Annotated in this window: 15 protein-coding genes; 2 read left to right on the top strand and 13 right to left on the bottom strand. The window is 40.5% G+C overall.

Going from position 1 to position 17,714, the window contains the following annotated elements; genetic code table 11:
* Positions 1-28: 28 nt before the first annotated feature.
* The 12 genes from galU to C9J41_RS09840 all read right to left on the bottom strand — a co-directional run bounded on the left by galU (position 29) and on the right by C9J41_RS09840 (position 13,389).
* A complete protein-coding gene (galU, locus tag C9J41_RS09895) occupies positions 29-901 on the bottom strand; it encodes a UTP--glucose-1-phosphate uridylyltransferase GalU (protein WP_107287258.1) in 873 nt (290 codons plus the stop codon).
* A 136-nt stretch (positions 902-1,037) separates the two neighbouring features.
* Positions 1,038-1,886 carry a glycoside hydrolase family 16 protein gene (locus C9J41_RS09890; protein ID WP_107206488.1) on the bottom strand — a complete coding sequence of 283 codons (849 nt, stop codon included), beginning with the start codon at positions 1,884-1,886 and terminating at the stop codon, positions 1,038-1,040.
* Between the two features lie 8 nt (positions 1,887-1,894).
* Complete coding sequence (locus tag C9J41_RS09885) at positions 1,895-2,821, bottom strand: glycosyltransferase family 2 protein (protein WP_107246272.1); 927 nt, start codon at positions 2,819-2,821, stop codon at positions 1,895-1,897.
* A 25-nt stretch (positions 2,822-2,846) separates the two neighbouring features.
* Positions 2,847-3,758, bottom strand: coding sequence for a glycosyltransferase (locus C9J41_RS09880; RefSeq protein ID WP_107206490.1), 912 nt, complete (start codon positions 3,756-3,758; stop codon positions 2,847-2,849).
* 29 nt (positions 3,759-3,787) lie between these two features.
* Entirely contained in the window at positions 3,788-4,720 is a 933-nt protein-coding gene (locus tag C9J41_RS09875; protein WP_107260262.1) for a glycosyltransferase family 2 protein, read from the bottom strand.
* A complete protein-coding gene (locus C9J41_RS09870) occupies positions 4,713-5,696 on the bottom strand; it encodes a glycosyltransferase family 2 protein (protein WP_107294502.1) in 984 nt (327 codons plus the stop codon). Before C9J41_RS09870 ends, C9J41_RS09875 begins: the two co-directional genes overlap by 8 nt.
* Positions 5,697-5,734: 38 nt before the next feature.
* Positions 5,735-7,165 carry an oligosaccharide flippase family protein gene (locus tag C9J41_RS09865; RefSeq protein WP_107206493.1) on the bottom strand — a complete coding sequence of 477 codons (1,431 nt, stop codon included), beginning with the start codon at positions 7,163-7,165 and terminating at the stop codon, positions 5,735-5,737.
* A gap of 89 nt (positions 7,166-7,254) precedes the next feature.
* The gene (locus C9J41_RS09860) at positions 7,255-8,211 is read right to left on the bottom strand and encodes an NAD(P)-dependent oxidoreductase (RefSeq protein ID WP_107206494.1); all 957 of its coding nucleotides are present in this window, start codon (positions 8,209-8,211) and stop codon (positions 7,255-7,257) included.
* On the bottom strand, positions 8,208-9,446 hold the full coding sequence (locus C9J41_RS09855; RefSeq protein ID WP_107206495.1) for an O-antigen ligase: 1,239 nt from the start codon (positions 9,444-9,446) through the stop codon (positions 8,208-8,210). The genes C9J41_RS09860 and C9J41_RS09855 overlap by 4 nt, the downstream gene beginning before the upstream one ends.
* A 65-nt stretch (positions 9,447-9,511) precedes the next feature.
* Positions 9,512-11,638: a polysaccharide biosynthesis tyrosine autokinase gene (locus C9J41_RS09850; RefSeq protein ID WP_107294501.1), complete on the bottom strand. Its 2,127-nt coding sequence runs from the start codon at positions 11,636-11,638 to the stop codon at positions 9,512-9,514.
* Positions 11,639-11,659: 21 nt separating this feature from the next.
* The gene (locus tag C9J41_RS09845) at positions 11,660-12,199 is read right to left on the bottom strand and encodes a polysaccharide biosynthesis/export family protein (protein ID WP_107246278.1); all 540 of its coding nucleotides are present in this window, start codon (positions 12,197-12,199) and stop codon (positions 11,660-11,662) included.
* Entirely contained in the window at positions 12,196-13,389 is a 1,194-nt protein-coding gene (locus C9J41_RS09840; RefSeq protein ID WP_107206498.1) for an outer membrane beta-barrel protein, read from the bottom strand. Before C9J41_RS09840 ends, C9J41_RS09845 begins: the two co-directional genes overlap by 4 nt.
* A gap of 639 nt (positions 13,390-14,028) precedes the next feature.
* Here C9J41_RS09840 and C9J41_RS09835 point away from each other — a divergent pair.
* A complete protein-coding gene (locus tag C9J41_RS09835) occupies positions 14,029-14,583 on the top strand; it encodes a single-stranded DNA-binding protein (RefSeq protein WP_005371054.1) in 555 nt (184 codons plus the stop codon).
* A 76-nt stretch (positions 14,584-14,659) separates the two neighbouring features.
* Here the strand turns inward: C9J41_RS09835 and C9J41_RS09830 are convergent, their stop codons facing one another.
* Positions 14,660-15,532 carry a LysR family transcriptional regulator gene (locus C9J41_RS09830; protein WP_107206499.1) on the bottom strand — a complete coding sequence of 291 codons (873 nt, stop codon included), beginning with the start codon at positions 15,530-15,532 and terminating at the stop codon, positions 14,660-14,662.
* Positions 15,533-15,771: 239 nt separating this feature from the next.
* Between C9J41_RS09830 and csrD the strand changes: the two genes are divergently transcribed.
* On the top strand, positions 15,772-17,691 hold the full coding sequence (csrD, locus tag C9J41_RS09825; protein ID WP_107206500.1) for an RNase E specificity factor CsrD: 1,920 nt from the start codon (positions 15,772-15,774) through the stop codon (positions 17,689-17,691).
* Positions 17,692-17,714: the final 23 nt, after the last annotated feature.

Raw genomic sequence — 17,714 nt, 5'->3', positions numbered from 1 at the left:
AATCCCGCGGTTAAGCGGGATTGTGTGTTTATTTCTTGCCAGTTTTCTGTTGGGCTAGCTCTTTATGTTTACCTTTTTTGTAAACATGCTCAAAACAATAGTTAGTTGCATCGATATAGCCTTCAACACTACCACAGTCAAAACGTTTACCTTTAAACTTATATGCTAATACACAGCCTGTTTGTGCTTGTTGCATTAGGGCATCGGTAATTTGGATTTCGCCACCTTTACCGGGCTCTGTTTGTTCAATAATGTCAAAGATGTCAGGCGTAAGGATGTAGCGACCAATAATTGCTAAGTTACTTGGCGCAGTGCCGGGCTCTGGTTTTTCTACCATGTTATCAACACGGAATAGATCGTCACGTAGCATTTGACCTGAAATCACGCCGTACTTATGTGTCTCTTCTTCTGGCACTTCTTCAACCGCAACAATGGAGCAGCGAAATTGCTTATAAAGCTCAGCCATTTGCGCCAGCACGCCTTGTTGTTCTTCATTGGTTACACAAAGGTCATCGGCAAGTATGACAGCAAAGGGGTCGTTACCTACAAGCTCACGTCCTGTTAGAATCGCATGGCCTAAGCCTTTCATTTCGCGCTGACGAATGTAAGTGAAGTACGCTGAATCAATGATGTCGCGAATATCCACTAACAGCTCTTCTTTGTTAGTACCACTGATTTGATGCTCAAGCTCGTAATTCTTATCAAAGTGATCCATCAAGGTGTTTTTACCACGACCTGTCACAATACAAATGCGGTTCATGCCTGCTTGGATTGCTTCATCTACGCCATATTCAATCAAGGGTTTGTTAACTACGGGCATCATTTCTTTTGGCATTGATTTGGTTGCGGGTAAAAAGCGCGTACCGTAGCCTGCGGCAGGAAAGAGACATTTTTTTATCATCGTACATCCTAGTATGTATATAAAGTTATCACGTTTTATACTGCTATATTATTAAAGACTTAATGCATATATCAGCAAATAGAGCACCTTTCTTTTTAAATGCGAAAGACTTCATTATTTGCGACTTTAAAGTTTGTTACTTCAGATCGTAGACACGAACATAATCGATTAAAAATTCCTGTGGAAAAATAGAGTTATCTATTCCTTTCTGTCCCCCCCAGCCACCACCGATAGCGAGGTTTAAAATCAGGTACATTGGCTTATCAAATGGCCAGGCTTCACCGTTACGCTGCTGGGTATGATAGAGCTTACCATCGTAGTAGAAGCGAACTTCATTACTATCCCATTCTGTTGCGTAAGTGTGGAAACCATCTTCTAATTTGTCATCTTGGATCACGCCTGGTATGGAGTTACCTAAAGTCTGGTTACGATCCGATTTATGGGTCGTAGAGTATGCAAAGTGTGGGTTGTAGCCAACATACTCCATGATGTCGATTTCACCACATGCAGGCCAGCCAACGGTTTTAATGTTGTCGCCGAGTAGCCAAATAGCAGGCCATGTGCCACGCCCTTGCGGTAGTTTTGCGCGTACTTCAACGCGTTTATGTACCCAAGAATGTTTTCCCGCGGTGGTTAAACTGGCTGAGGTGTAATAGGCGTCTTTACGTTGTTGATACCACTGAGTGCCGTTGGGATTGTAATCTGCATTTGGTACGGTTTCTTTCAGCGCTTCAATCACCAAGTTTCCATTTTCAATACGCGAGTTTTTACTGCTGGTGGTGTAGTACTGATCTTCTTGATTACGAATAAACTTTGTTTCGTATGTCCAATCTTTAGGGTTCGGACGTGTACCTGAATTGAACTCATCCGCCCATATTAAACGTTTGTGTTGTTTATCAACAACGTGAGATGAAGTGTCGTGTTGCGCGGCAAAGCTATAGCCAGAAAATAAAAGTAATGTGCTAGCAAGAAGTGTTTTTTTCATGACAAAACCTATTTGTTAAGTGCTCTATTGAGACGCTTTTTTACGGGTAGCGATAATAATAATGCTGAGTGTGGATATTTAATCATGTCGATAAATGCCGAAAGATCTTTGTGCTTTAACTTGGCAACTATCTCTAAATATTTACGCGCTGTGTTCATATTTTTAGTGCGATATTGCTGAGCGTTTACCGCACTGGCATCAAAGTTAAAGCTATTAACTAATTGGGTGTCATATTTCAGCAAGGTATCGATATGTTCGATATTAATGACACGTGAGATAGACCCTTCGCGAATGGTATAAATATAGCCGCAGTAATCGACAACTTGCGCTTTTGCACCAAAAGCGAGGCAATTAGCCAAGAAATAATAGTCTTCGCCAATCTTCACTTCTGGCCAATATCGCACTTGATGTTGTTTGATAAACGCATTGCGAAACAGTGGTTTCACATAACCTGTTGAATGTACATCACTGAACATTAAATTGGTTGCAATGAGGTGGGCAAGGCTGAAGTCGCCAACAGGTAATTCAGCACGGTTATAAATCGGTGTTGTTTGTACACCATCTGCGGTTTGTTCACAGAAGTTATCAATAATGATGTCGGTATCATTCGCTGCCATTTTTAGCATGACAGAAAGGCGCTCTGGTTGCATCGCGTCATCAGAATCGACCACTGCAATCCATTCACCTTGTGCCGCTTGAAAACCAATATTTCGCGCTGCACCCGGCCCACCATTTTGTTCACTAGTGAGCACTTTTACCCGAGGGTCGGGATGTTTGCTGACAACTTCCACGGTATTGTCGGTTGATGCGTCATCGACCACTAACACTTCAAGCTCAACGTCGGTTTGCTGCAAAACAGAATCAATGGCTTGAGTAATAAATTGAGCAGAGTTCCATGCCGCCATGACAACGGAAACTTGAATTGGATTTGCCATCTATAGAATCTCGTAATAAGTCAGATCAAGTGTAGCTTTTAACGTTGGCAAATAAGCCGTAAAAGAACCCACAGCCATGGGTAAGATCGCCTAAGGAATTGAGGATGCTACGGCTTGGCAGTAATGCATCCGGCAGTAACATCAGTGCGCCTTTTGCTAAGTAAGCGGAGCCTTTGAATAGGCAGCGAGCATAGCTTTTTGCAGGAGAGTTAATGCAAGATTCAATTTGAAACTCGGTGGCACCAATACGGAAACGACGCTTGAGCGCCCATTTCACATTAAGACGCTCTGGGCTAATAAACTCACTAATGATCGCATTTTGTACCCATAATATCTTGCCGTCATGACGACCAACTTGTTGGAACAATGCCTTATCTTCACCACCGAAAATCAGCTGGTTATTAAACGCTAATTGGTTTTGCGCAAAGAAGTGTAAATCAAGCAAAACGTTATTGGTTGCCGCCCAAGAAAGCGCAGCACCATCTGCCAGTTTACGTTCATGGTAAACCTTGGCTGCGGTATATAATGTTGCTGTGTCATCAGGATAAATTGGAAATTGTGGCCCTGTAGTCACTTGAACCTGATTATTTTGTAAGGCGACAAATAACGTTTGGATCCAGTTTGGATCGGCAATTGCGTCATCATCAACAAAAGCCAAATAATCAAAGCCTTGCTGTTGACCGAAGCGTAACCCGTTATTACGTGCGAAAGGGATACCTGCTGTAGTTTCCAATTGATGATGGATAGTAAAAGGGGTGTGCTGATACCGAGCAATCGCCTCAACTACCGCTTGATTGTGAGTTTTATTGTTTTCAACAACCAAAATATCAATGCTAAATGTATCATTGATATTTTGCTGCTGTAGGCTCTCAATACACTGGCAGAATGTCGCCATACGTGAGCCCGTAGTTAAGGTTGTGAGCAGTACTCTTTTCATAATTTAGCCACGAATAAAAACGAACAAGATCAGTGAGTGTCACCGTATTGAGTGAGGTGCTGTTTGCCTAATAAACCACTTACCACGCCGAGGTGTAGGGCAACGCGCAACTTCCAAAAATACTTTTGGCTGGTTTCTTGATTTATAAAGCGCAACGCATAGACATAACTAAATCCTGCTTTAGCGCCAGCGAGGAATGTCTGTTTTAAGCGATTGAAGGTACTCGCGTTATCGAGTAGTAACATCTTGCCGTGGGTTTGCCCACAACGAAAACGACGTTGATAAAGCCAGTCATACTCGGTGCGTGCTAGTGGTACATGCTCAGAGGCTTCTGCCTGCTGAGAAAAGGCAATGGTGCCACCTTTCATCGTTAACTGACGAAAGAAAATCGAATCTTCACCGCCAGAGCAACCGTATTCCAAATCAAAGCGCAGTGGGTGCTGTCGAATAAAATCAAGGTTGATTAAGGTATTACCGGAGTTGGCGGTTTCAATCTTGCCACTTGGTGCGATGATTGGCTCTTTTACTGATTGTAAATCGAGCGCTTTCACCCATTCAGGTGCTTGCTCTGGGTAAATACTGCGTACTGGGCCTATCACCACATCTGCTTGTTCGCGTTGTGCGGTATCAAGATGGGCGCTTAGCCAGTTCTCTACCACAAATTCATCGTCATCAAGGAAGATCAAATATTGACTATGATTGAGTGCCCACTCCAAACAAGCATTACGCGCAATTGAGATATTAGAGGCTGGCGCATGGAGATAATGAATCGCTAATGGTGACTGCTCGGCGTAGCTTTCGATTAAGGCTTTTGAATTAGCGTCCACCGAGTTATCAGCGATCACGATCTGTATTTGTTTACCGTCGGGGATTGCGACCTTCGCCAAGCTATCGAGTGTGTCGGTAACTTCTTGGCGATGATATGTACATAAACCGATCGTAATTACATTAGGATCAATCATGAACAGGCTTCCTTCTGAAGGCTGGGAAGAGCAAGGCTGCACAAAACCCCATTGACCAACCAAAGTGCATGATCATGGCTGGGATCCCTGAAAGCTTAGCACTGAGTGGGAACTGATCTGACTTACCCGTCGCGCCGACGAGTAAACAGGCGGCGATCCACAATAGAGCGGGTAGAGCAAAAATAAAATGCCACTCACTAAGCAATAACGCCATGAGTAATACAGGTACCACTGATAATGGGATCAACTGGCGCAGTTTCGGGATCGTGTGGTGCTTTATACAGTTAGCGGCACGACCTTTGCCATAGTTGTAGTATTGCTTAAATAGCGATTCTGGCGTTTTACGAGGGAAGTAAGTCATGTCCGTTTGACCCGTTAGCCAAATTTTGTAACCCGCATCGGTTAAACGCTTATCTAATTCTGCATCTTCGTTGGCGATGAAGGTTTCATCATAGCCTCCTACCGCGCGGTATGCCGATACTTTCATTAGTGCATGATGACCATGCTCAACCCACTTACCATCATTTTGTGCATTGCGGTGTGGTGAGCCACCGTTACCTAATTTGGAGTTTTGCGCGATAGCCGCTGATACTTGGAAAGGCGTATAACCCTCGGTGTACATACTGACGACAACAGAATCCGCTTGGTGTTTTTCTGCTTCACTGAGTAAAGACGCAATGAAATCATCTGGGTACTGACCATGAGCATCAATACGAATGAAGTATTCATAATCGTCACCAAATTGATCCACCGCTAAGTTCATAGCAGCACTTTGGATCTTATCTGGGTTGTGAAGCAATACAATGTGATCATCTTTTTCAGACCAACGCTCCACGATTTCTTGCGTGCCGTCATGGCTGCCACCATCAACCACAACCAGTTTACTGTTGTCTGTTAATGATGGAGAAAAATGCGTTAAAAGATCACCAATATGATCAGCTTCGTTTAAACAAGGAATGATAATTAAACAGCTCAAAATATAACCTTTAAGTCTTAGTTAAAAAGCAGAAATCACTAGCGGAAGGTGATTTTTTTATTGGATAAATCAATCGATAAAAAGTGTCGTGAGAATAGGAGCAATAACACGATATAACAGCTTAAAAAGAGAATGGCGCTAAAGCACAAATTGAAAAACTCGTGAGTAAACGGCATTAAAGGCAGATTCATCGCAGCGAATGCAGTAATACCTAATGCGGTGTAAATAGGCCATAAACTTTTTAAATAGCGGTAAAACGAGGTGTTAATTTCACTGGTCACCAAGTAGGTCGAGGTGAAGAAATACAGTGCATTAACACCTAAGAAGCTCCACAGTACTGCATGAATATCAATGGTTGAGGCAAAGTACAATGTCGGCAGATAAATAGCCGCAATGATCATTTGTACTCTAAACCACAAGCGAGATCGGTTCGTCACGATGATCGCAGTTTTGTTGATCATGCTGTAAGAGATAAACAAAAATGCAATACAGAAAAACTGAAAATAACCTGCCGAGGTGATCCACTTTTCTGAGAACAAGAAATTGAAGATCGTCTCAGAATAGATAAAGCCATATACGAACAGTGGAGAGGTGATCGCCCCTGTAATGAATAAAGCTTGGCGGATCGCCCGTTGTAAACTTTGTTGATCGTTTTGGCTGTTGGATAAATACGGCAATGACATGTCATAAGACGTGCCAGTTAAGATATCGTTGATGATATTCGATAAGCGTTTGGCAATATTGAAAAAGCCTAAATCGTATTTACCTATGTTGCTACCAATCACAAAAGATTCAAAGTGGGTAGAAATGCTCTCAACGGTTGTGATTAGGGTGTTATATAAACCAAATTCCCACGTTTCTTTAATTAAGCTCCAGCGGAATGACCAGCCCAACATTTTACGAGTCGGAATGTAGACAGCAACCAAGTTGAAAATCGAAATAATAGTTTGTGATAACACCAGTGCCCAGATATTAAAATCAAAGTAAAGCAAACTGAGGATAGTCAAAGCTGAAACCATCGCACCTAAAATAGTGCGGTAGCCCAAGGCTTTGTATTTTTGCTCACGAACTAATATAAACGTGAGGGTATGACCTGCCGCATCAAAGGGCATTTTTATCGCCATTAAATAGAAAGCGAGATTAAATACCTGAGACTGAAAGCTAAAAAGGTTTAAGGAAATAACAAAACAAGCGATCAGTGCAAAAGCGAATCCCGATAAACTAAGAAACGCTAAAATGGTACTAAATTCGCGCTTGCCAAACTCGTGGTATTTAACAATCGCGCTTTGCCAGCCTGAGGGCAGAAAACTTGAAATAATATAGATGATGGATAGTGCAAGGGCGACTAAACCAAAGTCTTCTGGAGCCAGTATTCTTGCCGTATAAGTAAATACAGCGAAGTTAATGATCGGCGGAAATAGCTTACTGGAAAACAGCCACAACATACCGGATATGGATGACTTAGACATAGGGATGTTCTTTGATGTTGGTATCTAAGAGAAAGGCTCTCTGGAAAATAATACGACAAGTGAGAACACTTGCCGCATTGGCGCGGTAATTAGTCGAACTTACCGTCAGTGTCTTTAGACCAACGAGTTAACGCTGTTTGTAGGTTGCCTGGTAGTTCTATGTGGTTTTCAACTAACCAGCCAGGGTAAACATTGGTTGAGCGGATCAACTTCATCACGCGGTCAGGATGAATACCTATGTTTAGAAAGTTCACCAATTGCAGTAATTTAGCCGCACCAAGTACCACAAATTTTGGCACCATATAGACTTTAACGTCTGGAAAGTGCTCTGCTTTAAATGCTTCGATGATTTGTTCTAGGGTATAACGATCAGGGTAAGCACCGTTAAATAATTCAAAGTTATTGTCTGTTGCACGTGCCACTTCAATGGCAAAGATCAAATCTTCCACATAGATACAGGCTTTAATGGTGTCTTTACGACCTGGGTAGACAAAGAAGCCTTTACGCATCATTGCTGCAAGGCGAGTAAAGTTGCCGCCTTCACCTGGGCCAAAGACGACAGCAGGACGAACAATAGTCAGTTGATGCTCACTATTGCGTTCAAGCCATGCTTTATGGATTTGTTCAGCTAACATTTTCGAGTAGCCATAGGCTGAGTTTGGCGTTAATGGGCTATTTTCATCTTTTTGCTCTTCACCTGGACCGTATGGCGAAATTGAACTGGTAAAGACGATTTCTTTAATATTATTACGCTCAGCAAACTGACAAACGTTATTAGCCCCTGCAATATTGGTTTCGTAGTACTCGTGAGTGGGGTGCCCTGGTGTGGTGTGAATCGCAGCAAAGTTGTAAATACAGTCAATAGGCTCATCAATCACTAAATCATTGAGGTTTCTAACGTCATGGTTTATGTAAGTAACTTCATCGTGACGCACTTTAGGCTCGCGAATATCAATCGAATAAACCTTCACCCCTTCAGCAATAAATTTCTTGATGTAATGGGAAGCAATGAAACCGGAACCACCAAAAATAGCCACTGTTTTCATGAAATATTACCTTTATTATTTAATCTTTTTGCTTTGTGAGCGCTACTTTCTAGCTCAATCCAGCAAAAACAAAACATGACATGTGCGAGGGTGAATTGGGCAAACCAGTCAACTTCAAGCACACTTCTTGATATGAAAAACACAAAGTACGCAACGGGAATGAAATCACTTTTTTGAAAGTGTCCGCAGGCAATTAAACGAATGTTATAAAGCAGTCGTGCCAGTATCAAAAGGTAGATGGTGAGGCCGACATAACCGAAATGTACTGTCCAATGGATAAACATGTTATGGAAGTTAAATCCCACCCCTGGTGGTACTAAACCAATTTTCCACACCGCATCGCCGATCGGATTTCCAATCTGGAATATAGCATCATAGCCAGCACCTAAAATGGGCGCTTGGGCAATGGCCTTATCCCCTTCAGCCCAAATTAGTGTTCGGCTGGTTAAGGTTGGATCTTTCCCGATTTCAATCATGAAGTGGTTAAATTCAGGAGTGCCAAAGATGATATAGACAAAAATGATGACACACATAGCGAGCAAATAAAGCAGATTAACGGTCGCTTTTTGTGCGCGTTGGGTGATCGCAAAATTGGAGAAATGATATAAACAAAAGCACGCAAAAATAGAGCCAAAAGACGTTACTGTCGCCCCCAGAGATTTGGCTTTTAACAGTACAGCAATAGAAAAGACGATCGACAACAGCCCGATAATCTTTTCGACTTTATTCTTAGCTAGGGTGTAAAACAAACCAAATCCCACGAAAAAACCAATCGAAGCGGTTTGTGCTAAAAAGTTCTTACTACCAAGATAACCAATTAAAACGGTTTCTCCTGTCATACCGTTCGTCTCTACCCGGTGAGAGACTAAGCTCAGCGCCATAATAATAATGACGCTGCCTGATAAGCCGACAAAGAACTGTTCTTTTTTGATGTTATAGGCAACGGCAATACCTATCACAGTTGTTAAAATAAATTGTATTGATGAGCGAAATGTCGCTTCTGGATATTGTGACCATAATACGGAAAGCAAAGCGAGTATCGGGTAGACCATCACCATCCAATTATATTGGATTCCTAATAATGTTCGGTGAAGGTGGAATATAATAACGGTGCCACCGACAAGAATAAATAATAGGGCGGCCACCGATCCTAGAAAGGTATTCCAAACCAGTGCAGAAGTGATAAGGAAAGAGGCAGTAATACCTATTGCAGTATCTTTTTTAATTTCAAGCATCGTTATTATTTAAAGCGAGCGAATAACAGAGAGTTAACCGCCCGCTAAACCTTTTTAAATAGCGGTTACATCACTTTATTGATCATAACGGCATCGATATTGATCCCATATGCACTGAACTTATGTATCGCTTGCTCTATGTCATTACGTTTGGTTTTATTCGCAGCGACAGTTAAGAGATTTACATCTGATATTTTTGCCACAATTAAGGCATCGCTACTAATAAGGCTTGCTGGTGTATCGATAATGATCTTATCAACATGCTGTTTTAATTCATCAAGTATGGCATTAAAACGCGATGATGAAAGCAGCTCTTGGGGATCGGAAACGGGCTCACCAGCGTTAATGACAAGCAAATTATCGAGGTGAGATTTCGCCATAATATCATTGATAGAAAGCGTATTATTGAGCAGCTCACTTAATCCTTTCGGTGTTGATAGTGCCGTTCCACGGTTATGAAGATCGACATGGATCAATGCCACTTTCTCTGTTTGTGCTAATGATTGTGCCAGATTAACAGCAAGTGTAGTCTTTCCTTCATTGGCTAATGCGGATGTGATCATCACGGTACGTTGATCTGGGGTTAATGCTAAATTCAATGCGGTTCTTATGTTACGGATCCCTTCAAAGAAAGCGGGTTTTTCTTTGATATTTAGCGTTTGTTCATCAATAGGACCTTTCTTTTTCGCTAGACGTTTCACAAACGGGAGATCACCTAATGAAAAGAGTGCGAAGTAACGTTCAAACTCTTCTGATGATTCAACCGTGGTATCGAAAAACTGGATAGCAAAAAGAATACAGAGTGCTAAGCCAAAGCCAACAATACCTGCAATCAAAACATTCTTTTTAATATTAGGGCCTGACGGATAAGCTTTTAGTGCGTAGTCCGTAAAGTGGGCAATAGAATCTTTGTAGTTATCTGTTGCAAGTGTTTCTTTTTGGCGATCAAGAAAAGCTTGAAGTAGCCGCTTATTGGTATCCACTTCTTGTTTAAGTGACTGATAATGTAACTTTTTAACAGCAAGTGATTGGAACTCTTCTTTTTTATTGTTTATTTCAGCGGTGAGATCTTGTTCTTGACGTTGGTTGCTTTCAAGTTCTTTATGAATACCTTCAACTAAACGTGTCAGCATGCGATCTTTGCGCGCACGAATAGCTCTTAGTTGAGATTCTGCTTCAAGCATTTTCTCATGTTTAGGACCGTAGCGTTTTGATAGCTCTGCAACCAGATTTTCAGCATCTGTTTCCGCGTTAGTGATGTCTCGAATTTGTGGGTGATTAGAGATTTCACTGATTGAATCTATTTGGTTGTAACTAAGATGACGATTACCTCTTAGTGTGGTGTAAAGGGACTCTGTTTGTAAGCGTTTATCAGTTACTGCCGCTAACCGATTGGTTAAGTTAATCAATTCACTATTAGCAAGTTCATCAACCGCAATCGTATTAACCAATTTCTCTTTGGCTAAGTAGTCAGTGAGTTTTTTCTCTGAAGTATTAAGTTGCGCTTTTAATTCGGTTAAGCGTGAGGTTAACCAGTCAGAGGCTTTTTTATTTGTCTCTTCATTAATATCGACATAATAATTGATGTAAGCCTGACCTACAGCATTAGCAATATTGGCTGCTAAAGTTGGATCTTTAGAGGTGTACGTCACCATTACTAATTGGGTTTTAGCAACAGGCGTGATCAATAAGTTTTTAGCAAAAATCTGCAATGCTTTTAATTGTTCTGGTGTGGTGTGAGTCAAACTATCATTGACACTTACACTGCCATCAGAAGGCTGTTTTAAATCAATCAGCCATTGCTTAATTCTGGTTTTTATTGAACCGTGTTGTGATGCATCCGTCCCCATAAACGCAGCATTATTCGTGAGATCTAAATTCGAGATCACTTTTGCGGCAATCACATTGGAACGCAATAATGCATATTGTGTGGCATAAAATTCTTTTTGCGTAGGATCGTAATTGGGCAAAGTTTGCAATGAAATCGGTTTTAGTGGTGTTGCATCAATCATTAATGTTGATGTTGCTGAATAAGAGTTCGTTGCTAATGGAGACTTCAAAAAAACGACAGTACAGAAAACCACGGTCAGTAACACAATCCACTGCCAATTATTTTTGATGCGATTAAAATATTTAGAGAAATTAATCGTTTCGTCTTTTACAACCAACTCTTCTGGTGATTTAAATAACATATTAATTTAACTCTATAAAAATTAGAAAAAGCTTTGTCCAACGACAATGATATCGCCAGGTTGAATTTCCATATTGACACTGGCATCGTCAGTTTTTAATTTGTTGTCAGCATCTTTAATGGTGATGTCATCCGTGTCAGCGCGATCGGTAAAACCGCCAGCAAGTGCAACGGCTTTTTCTACACTCAGATTCGGTTGATACTCGTAACCACCTGGTCTTCTTACTTCACCTCCCACGTAAATTTGTTTGAAGTTCAGCAGATTTACCATCACTTGAGGATTAAGAAGGTAGTCACCTTTTAATCCTTGTGTGATTTCATTTTTAACTTGCGATAAGGTACGACCTTTTAATGTGATAGCGCCAAGGTAAGGGTAATTAATTTGGCCACTGTCAGGAATCAGGATTTCATCAAACGATAAATTGTCTTCGCCATAGACTTTTATTTGGATCTTATCACCGGGGGACAGTTGGTAATGTGTTGTATCAATTTGTGCCGCATAAACATGGGGAACAAAGGCAAATAAAAACAAGCATAAGTACGCTTTTAATTTATTTTTCATAGCGAATCCAATTTAAAATTAGCAGAAAAGTAGACAATATTTTGGTCGTAATCATTGATAGGGACGGTCGAGCGATTGCTTTCTTTTGTCCATCCAGTAACAAAGGTTAAATAATTTCTAAAGACATACCCGATAGAGGTTTCATAGCCTGTGGTTTTATCGGTTCGAAGACCACTGGTATATTCGTCGGTTAAATAGTTTGCCTTAACTTCGCTGTACAGTCGGTTAAGCCAAAAGTGTTTCCATGAAAAATCGTAATACGTTTCTTTGCGATAATCGTTTTTGGCATCAGGGTCGAGAATTTCTCGTTTTGTCTCTAACCGAAATGTTGAACGTTTTACTGGTGACCAAGCGAAATCACCTCGCCATGTTAAGCCACTAAACGTTGGACGATCGGCTTGAGCAAAGCTTTTATTTTGCCAGCCAAGCATCAGTGAACCGTTGGTATCTTTATTGATGCCTAATTTCGATCCCAAAAAGAAATAGCTCGTATTGTTATCAAGAGTGCTACCTTCAAATCGATTATAGAGATAAGTACGATCTTGATTTTCTATTCGGATAAAAAACGCACTCACATCGGAAGGGCGGTAAGTAAATTGACCTTCCAGTAATAGATCATTGAAGTCATCAAAACGAGTCGAAGATAAATCACTAGGCGCCGGTAAGTATCGGTAGTTCTTAAAACGCTTAGTGTTAAAACCAGCACCAAACTCTAATCGCCCTCGTGCCCATTGTGCCCCATATATGTAATCAAGCATGCCGTGCTGCGCATCGTATTTAACCGGTTCAGTTACATAGGGAAGAAGATCATCGCGAATGTCGGAACGGCCGTCATGTGATTGTATATATTGATATTTGAACTTTATTTTATTACGCATTGTAAAATGCTGCTCAATATCTAATTCTAAGTTTTGATCAATAAAATTATCTTGTTCACTGTTTAAGAACGTTGCTTTCTTAGCATAGTAGGTAAGATCATAAGTATTGGTACTTTTCTCACCATTAATAATAAATCCGGGCGTTAGCTCTATAACAGGAGACGAAATAGGATTTTTGGCTACTTGGGTAATATTATCGTTAATTAAATATTTACTGAAGATAAAAGGACTTACTTTTACATGTAAAGGGTTAGCCCATACAGAAAAAGTCATACAGCTTGATAATAATAGAAGTACTATTTTTAAACGCATGTCTTTTTTGTGTTCTCTAAATTAGATACTAAAAATGAATAAGCCTACGACTCTGAGGCGTGTGTTATATGATAGGTTTCGATTATTTTTTTACGCTACCGCCCTTAGGTTAAAGCTCCCAAAGTGCTTGTGGTGTTAACGCTAGAGTGACATTTTGTTGTCTTTTCTTTGAAATTAGCTTTAAAACGTCAGAAAAAGGTATCACATTAACTATTTCTGACACTTTACTTGGTGTTTGTTACATCTAAGTTATGGCATTAAAAGTAAGTCAATGGTAGCTGCAAAATCATAGGGTTACAATTTTATAATTTTCAATAGTGGTAGTTTGTCCTGATATCACAATGAGTGATGATTTAGCTATCCTTGATTTGTACTACTATTGTTTTATCTCGATATAGGATAACGCGATAATTTGTGAAAGTGTCAGAAAATTGACATATTTGAATAGCACAACATTTTGCGCCAGTTGAGGTAAAGATATTTAGCTGATATCCGCTGAAATTGTGATTGCCGTTTTTATTGCGTTGTACTTGGACTATGTAAAAATTCTACTAGCGTGATAAACTGCGCGATTGAGTATAAACTTTCAATAAGCGGCTATTAGAAACCAATAGTACGCTATCAGATTTGGAGTGAACTATGGCCAGTCGTGGCGTAAATAAGGTTATCTTAGTCGGTAACTTAGGAAATGATCCTGAAGTTCGTTACATGCCAAATGGCGGTGCAGTAGCAAATATTACTATTGCGACATCAGAATCATGGCGTGATAAAAATACTGGCGAGCAGCGTGAAAAAACCGAATGGCACCGCGTTGCTTTATACGGTAAGTTAGCAGAAGTTGCTGGTGAATACTTACGTAAAGGTTCACAAGTGTACATTGAAGGCCAATTACAGACGCGTAAATGGCAGAACCAGCAAGGTCAAGATCAGTACACAACAGAAGTGGTTGTTCAAGGCTTTAACGGTACTATGCAAATGCTTGGTGGTCGTCAAAACCAAGGCGGCCAAGCGCAAATGGGGGGCCAACAGCAAAACAATAATTGGGGTCAGCCTCAGCAGCCGGCTTCAGCACCTGCTCCTCAGCAGAACTATGCGCCGCAGCAGCAATCAGCACCACAGCAGCAGGCTCCTCAACAGCCTCAGCAGCAGTACAATGAGCCACCAATGGATTTTGACGACGATATCCCATTCTAAATCCTGTATAAAATAATCATTGAATATTAAGAAGCAGCGTTTAACGCTGCTTTTTTTATATCTTGATAATGATAAGTCAGGCGCTTTTTTTTATAAAATCAATAAAACATTTCGTTTTAGTGTGTTGATAGTTCAACTTTAGGTAGTAGGCAAATGTCGTCTGTTGGGGCAGTTGTAAATGCGTTAAAACAGGGATCAGTAAACCATGGGCTAACTCTCGTTGTACGTTTTGTGGTGAGATTAATATTAGCCCCATATGTTCGACGGCACTTGCGATTAAAATTTCTGGATTTGAGGTAGTGAAATTACCTTGTAAGCGTAGCGTTAACCCATTATCGAAGGCATATTCATGGGCGTGATTATGCTGATTTAGTAGTAAGCAATTATGTTGTGCCAGTTGCTCTGGTGACTCAATAGGATCATATTGCTCTAAATAAGACGGAGAGGCGTAAAATCTCGCATTATCTGAAAATAGGGGGGTGGCGATATAACTGGCAGAATTAAAATTATCGATTTCACTACAAATAATAATGTCGAGATTTAAATCAGGTAATTGTCCTGGCGTGATGGTGTGAAGCGTAATATTGATATTGGGGTATCGCTGACAAAACGCGGCAATAATATTGATCAAAAAATGACTTCCCGTACTTAATGGGGCGCCAACATGTAATGTGCCACTCATCTTTTCATTAGTTGCCGTCGTTTCGGTGATCAGCTGTTGCCAATGTTCTAATAACGTTTGACTTCGCTGAAAAAAAACATCTCCGGCATCAGTAAGTGATAAATGGCGGGTTGTACGTTTTAATAAAGGAACCCCAAGCTGTTGTTCAAGCCAAGACAAACGTTTTGATAAGGCTGAGTTTGATATATCAAGATACTTCGCGGCTTGAGAAAGCGATCCTTGATGAATGACAGCGACAAAGCTTTTAGTGCAGGTGATCCAGTCCATGGTGATAACCTTTCCTTGTTTCTTTCACGCATAATATGAGATTGATTGTTTCATTATGCGACACATTGTGTTTTGCTCAATGTAACGTATCGCGTTAAATGAAAATAGCGCGTGACGGAATGATATTGTGGATATATTAACCTTAAAATGAAAAACACTTCATAATGGTGCTCTACTATATAAGTTGTAGCTGATAATAGTAAATTGATTTGAATAATAGTGTGTAGAGTTAGGATGTTATGAGAAAAGCCTCAGGGATGAAGTTAACTAATCGGTTAGTTGCTTTTGTTACAATGATTGTTATTTGCGCCATCTTCGTTATTTTCATCGGAGGTGCACTGAGTTTTCGTAAGCTTGGTCAGGATTACTTAACCCATTATTTAAACGGTGTTGTTCAAGTTATTGATCAAGAGCTTGCTGATCCTCAAGGTGGCGCATCATTATCTCGTTGGCTACCTAAGCTTTTAAAATCCAGTAATGTCATGGGGTTAACGGTAACGAGTCCACATGGCGTGGTGTACGCCTATAAAAGTATGGAGTCGATTACTGATCCTAATATTCTCTATGACAGTGAATATCAACTTCAACTAAACCCTCAGTACAAAGTGACAATTGAATCTATTCCACCTTATGCTGAGTCTACGTATTCACTCGGCGCGATGTCATTTATTAGTCTCGCTATCGGCATTGTTATTTTTGGTTTAGTACAAGGGGTACGTTGGTTAAAGCTTCAATTACGTGGCTCTGAATTATTAGAAACGCGAGGAAGAATGATTTTAGCCGGAAAGGTTGATGATTATGCGGTGGGTGATGATCATGAATGGCCTGGCACGGCAAGTTTAGCCATGGATCAATTAATAAAAGAACTGAAAGATGCCCGCCAAGGGCGTAGCCGCTTTGATACCTTTATTCGTACCCATACTTTCCTTGATCAACTCACAGGTGCTGCGAATCGTATCCTATTTGATAGTCGCTTAAAGTCCATGCTGCAAGAGCCTGATAATCAAGGCTCGGTTATCTTGTTACGCTTGGCTGATTGGGATGACGTGGTCTCTGAAGAAGGGAAGTTAATTGCTGATGAATTTATCCAAGATGTCAGTATTATTCTGTCTAATTTTATTCAGCGCTTCCCTGACACCATGTTATCGCGTTACTACGATGCTGAATTTGCAATTTTGATCCCACAACAATCAGCGAAAGAAATTAAACTCTTTATTAATCAACTATTGAATGCGCTCGAACGTTTGTCTCCGCCATTATCAATGGAACGAGACAACTGGTGCCATATTGGCGTGACGGACTTCGAAGGTGGGGAGCGGCGAGGTCGTATTATGGATGAAGCTGATATCGCATTACGTAGCTCGCAATTACAAGGCTCAAACAGTTGGAATCGTTTTACCAAGGAAAGCCATTATGAAGATGATCGAGGCAGTGTGCGTTGGCGAACGTTGTTTGATCGGATTTTAACCCATGGTGGTCCTTTGTTGTATCAGCAGCCTATCTTTAATGCCGAGAATAACATTGTGATCAGTCGAGAAATACTTGCACGTATTCAAGATGAGCATAGAAAATTGATCAAAGCGTCATTCTTCATGCCTATTGTAAATCAAGTTGGATTCAATCAACGTTTTGATCGCGCTGTCATTAATCAGATATTCACGTTATTAAAAAGAGAATTAACACCAGAAGTTTACTCAATAAATATTAGTGCTTATTCATTATTAGATAAATCTTTTACGAAATGGTTATTCAATGAATTATTACAATTGCCACGACCATTACTGAGTCATGTGATATTTGAAATATCTGAAAGTCAATTAGTCAAAAACCTTGATGCCTTACGTCCGGTATTAAAAAAATTAGTAGGGCTTGGATGTAAACTAGCTGTTGATCAAGCTGGACGTACGATTGTAAGTACACACTACGTTAAAGAGGTAAAAGTTAATTACCTTAAATTGCACCGAGGACTTGTGAGAGATATTAATAAACGACAAGAGAACCAGCTTTTTGTAAGAAGTATGCTAGGTGCTTGTGATGACTCAAATGTTCAAATTATTGCTGTTGGTGTTGAAACCGATAAAGAATGGGAAATATTAAAACAATTGGGTGTTTCTGCAGGTCAAGGTCGTCTATTTGCCAAAGAAGATGTGATTTTATAAAAAATAACCATTTGTTTTATTTT

Source organism: Photobacterium sp. GB-50 (assembly GCF_003026755.1).
Classification (GTDB): Bacteria; Pseudomonadota; Gammaproteobacteria; order Enterobacterales; family Vibrionaceae; genus Photobacterium.
The sequence above is the reverse complement of the archived record's forward strand: the minus strand, read 5'-3'. Positions and strand labels throughout refer to the sequence as shown.

Bases quoted from the DNA above. Each gene is read 5' to 3' on its own strand.
- galU (WP_107287258.1), bottom strand. From the start codon at position 901: ATGATAAAAAAATGTCTCTTTCCTGCCGCAGGCTACGGTACGCGCTTT.
- C9J41_RS09890 (WP_107206488.1), bottom strand. From the start codon at position 1,886: ATGAAAAAAACACTTCTTGCTAGCACATTACTTTTATTTTCTGGCTAT.
- C9J41_RS09885 (WP_107246272.1), bottom strand. From the start codon at position 2,821: ATGGCAAATCCAATTCAAGTTTCCGTTGTCATGGCGGCATGGAACTCT.
- C9J41_RS09880 (WP_107206490.1), bottom strand. From the start codon at position 3,758: ATGAAAAGAGTACTGCTCACAACCTTAACTACGGGCTCACGTATGGCG.
- C9J41_RS09875 (WP_107260262.1), bottom strand. From the start codon at position 4,720: ATGATTGATCCTAATGTAATTACGATCGGTTTATGTACATATCATCGC.
- C9J41_RS09865 (WP_107206493.1), bottom strand. From the start codon at position 7,165: ATGTCTAAGTCATCCATATCCGGTATGTTGTGGCTGTTTTCCAGTAAG.
- C9J41_RS09860 (WP_107206494.1), bottom strand. From the start codon at position 8,211: ATGAAAACAGTGGCTATTTTTGGTGGTTCCGGTTTCATTGCTTCCCAT.
- C9J41_RS09855 (WP_107206495.1), bottom strand. From the start codon at position 9,446: ATGCTTGAAATTAAAAAAGATACTGCAATAGGTATTACTGCCTCTTTC.
- C9J41_RS09850 (WP_107294501.1), bottom strand. From the start codon at position 11,638: ATGTTATTTAAATCACCAGAAGAGTTGGTTGTAAAAGACGAAACGATT.
- C9J41_RS09845 (WP_107246278.1), bottom strand. From the start codon at position 12,199: ATGAAAAATAAATTAAAAGCGTACTTATGCTTGTTTTTATTTGCCTTT.
- C9J41_RS09840 (WP_107206498.1), bottom strand. From the start codon at position 13,389: ATGCGTTTAAAAATAGTACTTCTATTATTATCAAGCTGTATGACTTTT.
- C9J41_RS09835 (WP_005371054.1), top strand. From the start codon at position 14,029: ATGGCCAGTCGTGGCGTAAATAAGGTTATCTTAGTCGGTAACTTAGGA.
- C9J41_RS09830 (WP_107206499.1), bottom strand. From the start codon at position 15,532: ATGGACTGGATCACCTGCACTAAAAGCTTTGTCGCTGTCATTCATCAA.
- csrD (WP_107206500.1), top strand. From the start codon at position 15,772: ATGAGAAAAGCCTCAGGGATGAAGTTAACTAATCGGTTAGTTGCTTTT.